This window comes from Microbacterium sp. (assembly GCF_046295495.1).
Taxonomy (GTDB): domain Bacteria; phylum Actinomycetota; class Actinomycetes; order Actinomycetales; family Microbacteriaceae; genus Microbacterium.
Map to the genome: position 1 here is coordinate 1 of NZ_JBKBNC010000063.1, position 9,536 is coordinate 9,536.

The 9,536-nt window shown below is 75.5% G+C and carries 7 protein-coding genes; all 7 read right to left on the reverse strand.

Features of this window, described 5'->3' with window-relative positions; genetic code table 11:
• Positions 1-295: 295 nt before the first annotated feature.
• The 7 genes from ACK4LS_RS14025 to ACK4LS_RS14055 all read right to left on the reverse strand — a co-directional run bounded on the left by ACK4LS_RS14025 (position 296) and on the right by ACK4LS_RS14055 (position 9,390).
• Positions 296-1,255, reverse strand: a complete 960-nt coding sequence (locus ACK4LS_RS14025; protein ID WP_409718486.1) for an NAD-dependent epimerase/dehydratase family protein — start codon at positions 1,253-1,255, stop codon at positions 296-298.
• Complete coding sequence (locus ACK4LS_RS14030; protein WP_409718489.1) at positions 1,252-3,990, reverse strand: alpha/beta fold hydrolase; 2,739 nt, start codon at positions 3,988-3,990, stop codon at positions 1,252-1,254. The genes ACK4LS_RS14025 and ACK4LS_RS14030 overlap by 4 nt, the downstream gene beginning before the upstream one ends.
• 11 nt (positions 3,991-4,001) lie before the next feature.
• Positions 4,002-5,024, reverse strand: coding sequence for a 3-oxoacyl-ACP synthase III (locus tag ACK4LS_RS14035; RefSeq protein WP_409718492.1), 1,023 nt, complete (start codon positions 5,022-5,024; stop codon positions 4,002-4,004).
• Between the two features lie 124 nt (positions 5,025-5,148).
• The gene (locus ACK4LS_RS14040; RefSeq protein WP_409718495.1) at positions 5,149-6,450 is read right to left on the reverse strand and encodes a DUF58 domain-containing protein; all 1,302 of its coding nucleotides are present in this window, start codon (positions 6,448-6,450) and stop codon (positions 5,149-5,151) included.
• The gene (locus ACK4LS_RS14045) at positions 6,450-7,379 is read right to left on the reverse strand and encodes an AAA family ATPase (RefSeq protein WP_409718504.1); all 930 of its coding nucleotides are present in this window, start codon (positions 7,377-7,379) and stop codon (positions 6,450-6,452) included. The genes ACK4LS_RS14040 and ACK4LS_RS14045 overlap by 1 nt, the downstream gene beginning before the upstream one ends.
• Positions 7,380-7,567: 188 nt before the next feature.
• Positions 7,568-8,737 carry a DUF4350 domain-containing protein gene (locus ACK4LS_RS14050; protein ID WP_409718498.1) on the reverse strand — a complete coding sequence of 390 codons (1,170 nt, stop codon included), beginning with the start codon at positions 8,735-8,737 and terminating at the stop codon, positions 7,568-7,570.
• On the reverse strand, positions 8,734-9,390 hold the full coding sequence (locus tag ACK4LS_RS14055) for a DUF4129 domain-containing protein (protein ID WP_409718501.1): 657 nt from the start codon (positions 9,388-9,390) through the stop codon (positions 8,734-8,736). The genes ACK4LS_RS14050 and ACK4LS_RS14055 overlap by 4 nt, the downstream gene beginning before the upstream one ends.
• Between the last annotated feature and the right edge of the window lie 146 nt (positions 9,391-9,536).

Consider the following 9,536-nt stretch of genomic DNA (forward strand, 5'->3'; position numbering starts at 1 on the left):
GGCCCCGGCCCCCCCCGGCGCGGGGGGGGGGGCCCTTCCTTCGTCCACGGGGCGCACCGTGGACCGGACGCCTGCGGCCCCGGTGGGCCCCGCGGGGCACCGCGCAGGAGGATACACGTTCGACACGCGGTCGGGCGGGTGTCTCAGCGCCGCGGACGCCGGAACTCCTGCGTCGTGGCGGCGGGACGGCGGGGCCGGGGAGGGGACGCGGCGGCGTCGGGTGCGCCAGACTCGTGCAACGTGTGCGCGGGTCGACGGCGGTGGCCGGAGGCGACCGCGGAGCGTCGTGCTCGGGTCAGGCGCGCGAGAGGCGGCGCAGACCCTCGTCCAGCGATACGGCCGGTGCCCAGCCCAGGTCGCGGCGGATGGCGGTCTGGTCGAACCAGTGCGCGGTCGAGAGCTGCTCGGCGAGGAAGCGCGTCATGGGCGGTTCGTCCTGCCCGGGGCGCACCGCCCACACCCGCTCGATGAGCGAGCCGGCGGCCTTGGCGAGACCCGCGGGCACGCTCACGCGCGGGGGCGTCACACCCGAGGCGAGGCAGATGCCCGCGAGGAGGTCGCCCACCGGTCGCGGCTCGCCGTTGGTCAACACGTAGGCGCGGCCGCTGACGGCCTCGACGCGGTCGAGGGCGGCGGCGATCCCGGATGCCGCGTTGTCGACGTAGGTGGAGTCGATGAGCGCCGTGCCGCCATCGAGCAGCGGCAGCGTCCCCCGGCGTGCGCGGGCGACGACGCGCGCGATGAGCTGCGTATCGCCCGGCCCCCACACCAGGTGCGGGCGGATCGCGACAAGTGCCGTGCCGTCGCCGGCGCGGGACAGCGCGAGCAGCTCGGCCTCGGCCTTGGTGCGGGCGTACTCGCCGCGCGCGGCATCCGGATTCGCGGGCTCCGCTCCCACGCCCGCGAGCGCGTGGCCGGCGTGGGCGACCGAGGGCGACGAGACGTGCACGATGCGCGTGACGCCGGCGGCTGCCGCGGCGTCGAGGAGCGTGCGGGTGCCCTCGACGTTGACCGCGCGGAACTGCGCCGGATCGCCCGCGAGCGACACCTTGGCGGCGAGGTGCACGATGCCGTCGACGCCCTCGACGGCGGAGGCCACGGCATCCGCGTCGGTCACCGAGCCCAGACGGTCGTCGGCGTCGCGCACGCCCGAGGGGCGGCGCTGGAGGGTGCGTACCTCGTGCCCGGCGTCCTGCAGGGCGCGCACGACGGCGCGACCGAGGAAGCCGGAGGCTCCGGTGGCGAGGACTCTCACGGGGCGCCGGGTTTCTCGCCGGCGAGCACGCGCTCGGCCCAGGCGGCGACGCGCGTGCGATCGATCTTGGAGTTGTGGCGGATGTCGGTCGGCAGCGTCGGCACGACGAGCACCGCCGCGAGGCGCTGAGCCGTGGCCGTGCGCACCGCGTCGGTGAGGGCGGGGGATGCCAGGCGCGGGCGCCGCGCGCCGGACTCGACGACCGCGACCACGACCTGGCGGCCCACCGGACCCACGCCCACCGCGGCCGCGCGCGAGACGGCCTCGACGGTCTCGACGTCCTGCTCGATGCCCACCGGCGTGACGGGGCCCTCGGCGGTGGTGATGACGTGGGGGAGGCGCCCCTCGACCCAGAGGAGCCCGTCGTCGTCGAGGTGGCCGACGTCGCCGGTGCGGTGCCAGCGCGCGCCGAGTCCTCGGCGCGCCTCGCGATCGGTGAGGTGCAGGCGGAAATACCCGCGCTTGAGGTGGGGCGCCGAGATGACGATCTCGCCGGTCACCCCGGCATCCGTCGTCGGCTCACCGGTGGCGCGGCCGTCGTCGTCGATCGCCGAGATGCGCACCTGTCCGCTGCCCAGCGGCCGGCCCACGCACACCCCACGATCGCCCGCCGCCCGCTCGATCTCGGGCAGGGTCACGTCGGCGACGAGCAGGCACTCGGTCATGCCGTAGGGCGTGTGGGCCACTGCCTCGGGCATGAGTCGCTGCGCGCGGCGGAGCAGCTCGATCCCCACCGGGGCGCCGGTCGAGAGGAAGGTCTCGACGCGCGAGAGCGCCGCGCGATCCGCGTCGGTCAGCGCTCCGGCGGTGGCCACGACATTGGCGACGGCGGCGGGGGAGAGGAACACCATCCGCGCGTCGGAGGCCCGCACGGCGGCGGCGACGGCCGCGGCGGTGAGGGTGCGCGGCGCCGACACGTCCATATCGGGCGTCGCCGAGCGCGTGCCGAGCGCGGGGCCGAGGAGCGCGAAGGGCGCGAACCCCGTCACGAGCCCGGTGTCGGCGGTCACGCCGAAGTGCGCGGCGAGGGTGTCCCGCAGGGCCGTCAGCTGCGCGTGCGTGTAGACGACGCCCTTCGCCGGTCCGGTCGATCCGGAGGTGAACAGCACCGCGGCCTCGGCGTCGGCGGCCGGAGCCGCGGGCAGAGCGCGCCCCCGCCCGGCGCGAGCGAGGTCGGAGAGGCTCGCGTCCACACCCAGCGCGCGCCGCGCGGTGCCGGGCAGTGCCACGGTGGAGATGCGCCGACCGGGCCAGCCGAGGGCCCGCGCGGCCGCGAGACCGGCGATCTCGCCGATCACGACGTCGGGCACGGCTCCGCGCACGGCCCGCGACAGCCCCCGGATGCCGAGACCCCGATCGGCCACCACGACCACGGCGCCGATGCGCAGACAGGCGTACAGGGCGGCGGTCAGCGTGGGACCGGGCGGTACCAGGAGCGAGACGCGGTCGCCCGCGCGGACGCCGAAGGCGTCGAGGCCCGCGGCGATCTCGTCGACGCGCGCGGCGAGCTGTCGCCAGCTCACGCGCAGCGGTTCGCCGTCGCGCGAGGTGGTCATGTCGATGACGGCGGTATCGGCGTCGTCGCGGCGGGCGTCGAGGGCGTCCCAGAGACGCCCGACGGGAGCGGATGCCGTCGCGGCGGCGGCTTCTCCGGCCGCACCGTCGCGGGTGTCGGCGGATTCCTGCACCGGTCCCGCGGCCTCGGCCGCCTCACGGGCGTGCGCCTCGGCCCGGCGCTCGGCCGCGGCGGCGCGGCGCGTGCCGGCCGCGGGTGCCGCGGCATCCACGACGTTCTCGTCGAGCCAGTCGAGCACGACGCCGGCGTAGGGGCGTTCCTCGGCGATCAGGTGGCCGGCGCCTTCGAAGCGGTGCACGTCGGCGTGCGGCAGCCGATCGACCAGGTCGTCGAGATGCCCCTCGCCGAAGACCGGGTCTTTCGGCCCGCGCAGCAGGAGCGCGGGTACGCGGAGCTCGCGCAGCCCCGCCGACATGCGGTTCAGCGCGGGGGTGCTCTCGTGATCGGGGGTCGCCGGGATGTCGGCGACGAAGCCGCCGATGCCGCGCCGCCGGCCGACGGTGGCGTAGGGCGCGCGGAAGGCGGATCGCACGGCCGGGTCGAGGTCGGCGAGGGCCAGGGTCGTGTCGAGGAACGCCGTCGTTCCGGTGGTGCCGGCGGCGAGCATGCCCCGGGCCGTCGCGACGCGCAGCGCGAACGGCAGCTTCGCGCCGTCGGGGTGGTGCACGGCGGTGTTGAGCGCGATCACGGCCGCGAGGCGATCGCGGTTCTCGACGGCCCACCCGAGCGAGACGGGACCGCCCCAGTCGTGGCCGATCGTCACGATCGGACCCCGGATGCCGAGTTCCTCGACGAGCGCGCCGAGGTCCGCGATGCGCTGGGCGAGCGTGCGCCGCAGGGGGGAGCGCTCCGAGAACCCCATCTCGAGCTGGTCGACGGCGACGACACGCCACGCGGCGGCACCCGCCTCGGCGCGGGCGAGCGAGGCGGCCACGAGTGCGCGCCACAGGTACGACCACGTGGGGTTGCCGTGCACCGCGACGATCGTGCCGACCGGCTCGACGCCGCGCTCGTGGAGCGCGTCGGCGGTGTCGAGCACGTGCCAGAGGCGGGTCGCCCCGGCGTCGGCGAGCACGCCGTCGACGCTCACCAGGCGGGAGAGCGAGGGATCGAGCCCGGGTAGCCCCGCCGGGGGCAGGGTGGCCTGCGGGCCGGTCACGCGCGGATGGCTCACCAGGCCAGCTCCAGCATGCCGGTGTTCAGCCCGGAGCCCACTCCCATCAGCAGGACGCGATCGCCCCGGCGCAGCGTCTTCTGCTCGTCAGCGAGGGTGATCGGAATGGATGCCGGACCGACGTTGCCCAGGTGTGGATAGGTGACCGGCACCCGGTCGCGGTCGAGCTTGGCCGCGCGCACGATCGCGGAGGTGTGCACCGACGAGACCTGGTGCGTGATGTAGCGGTCCATGCCCGTCCACGAGAACTCGTCCTTCGCCTCTTTCCACGCCGAGACGACGAGGTCGAGGCCACCCTTGAGCAGGGCCTTGGCATCGGTGAACATGCCGTCGACGCTGCCCACGCACAGGTCGTAGAACTGGGTCGCGGCGCGCGTGACACCGCCGACGATGCGGTGGCCCTCGGGGTGGTCGCTCGCCCGGCCGAGCACGGCCGCGGCCGCGCCGGATCCGAGCGTGAGCGAGGCGAACTCCTGCATGAAGGCGTCGCGATCGAGGTCTTCGCGCACGAGGCGGTTGATGGTGTTGACCTGGATCTCGTCGGCATCCTCGCCGTTGACGATGAGCGCGTACTTCACCTGGCCCGACTGGATCATGCCGGCGGCCAGGCTCATGCCGTTGATGAACCCGAGGCAGGCGTTGGCGACGTCGAAGTTGATCGCCGAGCTCGGCAGGCCCAGCCCGTGGTGGAGCCGCACGGCGACCGAGGGCTCGAGGTGCTTGCGGGTGACCGAGGTGTTGATGATCAGACCCACCTCGCTCGGGTCGACGCCGGCCTCGGCGAGGGCCTGCTTGCCGGCGGCGATCGTGGCCTCGTCGGACGACTCGCCCTCCGCCCAGTTGCGGCGCTCGTTCACTCCCGCGACGCGGCGGAGGAGTCCGGGCTTGAGCTTGAGTCGGTGCAGCGCCGGGGCCAGACGCTCCTCGATGTCATCCGACGTCGTCACGCGGCTGGGCAGGACGCTCGCCACCGAAACGAGGGCCACATCGTCGAAGTGGGTGGTGGCGTTACCTGGCAAGAGAGCTCCCGCATCCTGTGCGTAGACGGCGAGGCCGCGCGCGGAGGGACACGCTGACGACCGGAAGGGTACCCCCCAGGATAGGCCGCGGAGTATGTCGCGGGCTGCATGCGGGCTGGGCGTGCTAGAGACGCCCGGCCGCTTTGAGTGCCAGATAGCGGTCGGCGACGAGCGGTGGCAGGTCGTCGGCCGAGGCCGACACCGCGTCGCCGCCGGCGCGCACGACCGCGTCGCGCACGCGCTCGGCGTCGTGCCGCGCGCGCTCGATCGCCGCCGCCGCGTAGACGTCGGTGGCGTCGCGGTGCGTCGGTACGTCGCCCGGGCCGTCGGTCGCGGTGGCAACGAGCAGACGCGAGCGCGCCGCCACCGCCGGCAGCGACGCGAGGAACGCGCGTGCGGCCTCGGGGTCGTCGGCGGCGGTCAGCAGCACCACGAGGGCCGGGCGCACCGAGAGTCCGCGCACCTGGGCGAGGGCGGCGTCCCAGTCGGTGTCGATCAGCTGCGGGTCGACCGGGGCCATGGCATCCACCAGGGCGGGCAGCAGTTGCGCGCCGTCGACGCGGGTCACGCGCGCCCGGGTCACGCGATCGAAAAGGAGGAGGTGCACGTGGTCGCCGGCGCGTGCGGCGAGCACCGACAGCAGCAGAGCCGCCTCCATCGCGGCGTCCAGACGCACGCCGTCGCCCACGCGGGCGGCGGCGGTGCGCCCGGTGTCGATCACGATCACGACGTGCCGATCGCGCTCGGGACGCCAGGTGCGCAGCATGGTCGTGCCCGCGCGGGCGGTGGCGCGCCAGTCGATCGAGCGCACGTCGTCGCCGCGCACATACTCGCGGAGGCTGTCGAACTCCGTGCCCTGACCCCGGACCTGGAGCGTGGTGTTGCCGTCGAGTTCGCGCAGCCGCGCCAGGCGGGAGGGCAGGTGACGCCGCGAGGTGAACGGCGGCAGGACCCGGATGCGACCGGGGGCGTCGATCGCCGCCTGGCGGCCGGCGAGTCCGAGAGGACCGGCCGCGCGGACGACGACGAAAGCGCTGCGCAACTCGCCGCGGCGGCGGGGGAGCAACGGCAGTGGCGCCGACCGACGCTCGCCCGGCGGGACCGTGAAGCGGTGCCGCTCGGTCGGTGCGCCGGCGGTCGGCTGCCAGGCGTCGCGGACGCGGGCCCGCAGCAGGCGCGAGCCGAGGTTGCGCACCCGCAGCTCACCGGCGACGGGTTCGTCGCGCAGCGCGCGCTCGGGCAGGACGCGCGTGATCTCCACGCGGCGCGGATCGGCCGCGAGCGCCACGTCGACAGCGGCGAGGGCTGCGCACAGCAGCACCCACCCGCCGGCGGCGACCCAGGCCGGCACGCCCGCGGTGCTGAGCAGCACGAGGGGGATGACGCCGAGGGCGACGAGCAGGGCGAGGCGGCCGGTGACGATCATCAGATGGGAACGCGGGTCTGCTGCAGGACGGAGGTGAGGATGGCATCCACCGAGACGCCCTCGATCTCCGCTTCGGGGCGCAGGCGGATGCGGTGGCGCCACACCGGCACGAGCATCGTCTGCACGTGGTCGGGGGTGATGGCGGGGTAGCCGCCGAGCCACGCCCAGGCCTTGGCCGCGGCCAGCAGCCCGGTCGTGGCGCGCGGGCTCACGCCCAGCAGCACCGAGGGGCTGTGTCGCGTCGCGCGCGCCAGATCGACGACGTAGCCCAGCACGTCGTCGTCGACGGCGACGGATGCCGCGGCGCGCTGCGCGGCCAGGATCTCGGGGCCCGTGACGGCGGCGCTCACCCCGGCGTCGTCGAGGCGGCGGGGGTCGAAGCCCGCGGCGTGGCGACGGAGCACGTCGACCTCGGCGTCGCGGCCGGGCAGGTCGACCACGAGCTTGAGCAGGAAGCGGTCGAGCTGCGCCTCGGGCAGCGTGTAGGTGCCCTCGTGCTCGATCGGGTTCTGCGTCGCCGCGACGAGGAACGGGTCGGGCAGGGGCCGGCTGACGCCGTCGGACGACACCTGGCGCTCCTCCATGGCCTCGAGCAGGGCCGCCTGGGTCTTCGGGGGCGTGCGGTTGATCTCGTCGGCCAGCAGCACGTGGGTGAAGACGGGACCGGCGCGGAACTCGAATCCGCCCGCGCGGGCGTCGTACACGAGCGAGCCGGTCACGTCGCCGGGCATCAGGTCGGGGGTGAACTGAACGCGGGTGGTGTCCAGGCCCAGGGCTCGGCTGAAGGAGCGCACGAGCAGCGTCTTGGCGACGCCCGGGACACCCTCGAGCAGCACGTGACCGCGCGACAGGAGGGCGATGAGCAGGCCCGTGATCGTGCCGTCCTGGCCGACCACGGCCTTGCCCACCTCTTGGCGGACGCGGTGCATCGCGTCGCGGAGGGCGGCGTGCTCGTCGGGTGCGGGGGACGCCTCCGCGCGGGCGGCGTTCGCGCGGGCGGCGTCCGCGCGGGAGGCGGGCGCGGGAGCAGCGTTGTGGGTGGTCGCGTCGTGACCGGTCGTATCGCGATCGGCGGAGGGCGCGACCGGCGGCGGGGTGGGGTTCTCGGGGGAATCGGTCATCGGGTGGTCCCTTCGGTTCGGACGGCAGCGCGCACGCTCTCCTCGAGGTCGCGGAGTCGGTCGGCGGCCGCGACGAGCTCGCGGTCGGTGCGGGGGGTGTCGTCGACGAGGATGGCGAGCACGCGGGCGCGTTCGGCGCCCAGACGCTCGGCGGCGGCATCGGCGATGTCGGCGGGGGGCGTGCGCGGGGACAGACCCAGCGAGCGCACCAGGCGCGCCCGGCTCGCCCGGCGCAGCTCATCCAGAGCGTGCGAGGCGTCGCGCGCGGCGGCGTACAGCCGCGCACGCCCCTCGGTGGTCTCGTTCGCGCGCACGGTGACGGGGAGGCGTTCTTCCACCAGCGGCCCGAAGCGCCGCCCGCGCCACACTGCGGCCACCAGGGCCGAGACCAGCAGCAGCAGGATGGCGGGCGTCACCCACGGTGGGGTCAGCTCGCCGAGCGTGGGTGCCCGGGTCGCCGCGTCGGCGTCGCCGGCCGCGGGGACGTACCAGACCAGCGTGTCGGTCTGCCCGAGCACCGCGAGCGCGAGCGCGGCGTCGCCGTCGCGCGGCAGGGTGGAGTTGGTCAGGGTCGAGAGCCCGTCGAGGGCGGTGATCGAGTGGTCGGGCGTCGTGGCCGAGAGCAGGCCGAACTCCCCGTCGACGGGGAAGCACCCCTGCACGTCGTCGCCGGCGACCAGGAGGTCGCCCACCCGTGCGGTGCGCGCGTTCGCAGCGGCCGGGATCGCGCATTCCGCGGCGACCGCGACGTCGTCGGCGTAGCTCCCGCGCGAGGAGCCGTTCAGGAGCACGTCGAGCGAGCGGGAGCGGGGTTCGACGAGCACGACGTGGCGAGCGCGCTGAGTGAGCGCGCGCAGGGTGGCGTCGGACAGCATCGGCGCGTCGCGCATGACGAGCGTCGCCTCGGCGTCCGACAGGGCCCGCTCCGCCGCGTCGCGGTCGCGCGCGACGATCACGCGCACGCCCTGGCCCTCGAGCACGCGCACGACCGCGCGGGTGCCGTCGGGGCCCGCCGACTCGGGATCGAGCACGGCGCGTTGCGCGTAGCCGCCGTAGACGAGGGTGCCGCCCACGAGCGCCACGAGGAGGAGGATCGCGACCAGCGCGATCCACCCGAGTCCTGCCCGCCCCCTCGATCGGGGTCGGGCCGTGGCCGCGGCGCTCACGCCGGTACCGCCGGAGCCGGCCGCGTGCGCACCGCGGCGTCGTCGAGATCGGCGATGAGGCGGTAGCGCTCGGGGGTTCCGGGCCGGCGCAGATAACGCACGTCGTCGAAGGTGGTGGCGGCGCTGTCGAGCGCCGGCGCCAGAGCGGGCAGGGCCGCGGCGGTCGCCCGGGCGAAGGCCTGGACGGTCGCCCCCGGCGGCGTGTCGACGAGACCGCGTTCCGTCAATCCGCGCGCGAAGGCGCGGAAACGCAGCACGATCGCGTCGTCCCACGCGCCACGCGCGGCCGCGTCCGCGGCATCGGCACGCAGGTCGTCGGCGGACCGGCCGTCGTCGCCGTCGAACAGGGCGCGCGCGGCCGGCGTGGCGCGAGCCGACACCCGGGGACGCCCCCAGATGAGGATGGCGACGACGATCAGTGCGACCACGAGCAGGGCCACGACGATCTGGGCGGCGGGGCCCCACCCATCGGTGTCGGGCACGCGCAGGAGGCTCTCCAGGAACCGCGCGACGGTCTGAGAGATGCGGTCGACGAGGGTCGGCTCCGCCGCCTGGTAGGACGGGTCGGCGAGCTCCTGCTCCGCCCATTCCCGTGCCTGGTCGGGGTCCGGGAGTAACGGGACGACGGCCGCGGCGAAGGTGCCGAGCCTCACGCGTCGCCGTTCGATCCCGGCGCGACCCACGCGGGGGGAGTCGTGGGCGGCGGGGGAGGGGTGTCGGCATCCCTCGCGCCCGTCTGCTGCGACGTGCCGGTCGCGACGGTCGGGGGAGCCTGCGGGGCGGCGGCGGCCCGCGGGGC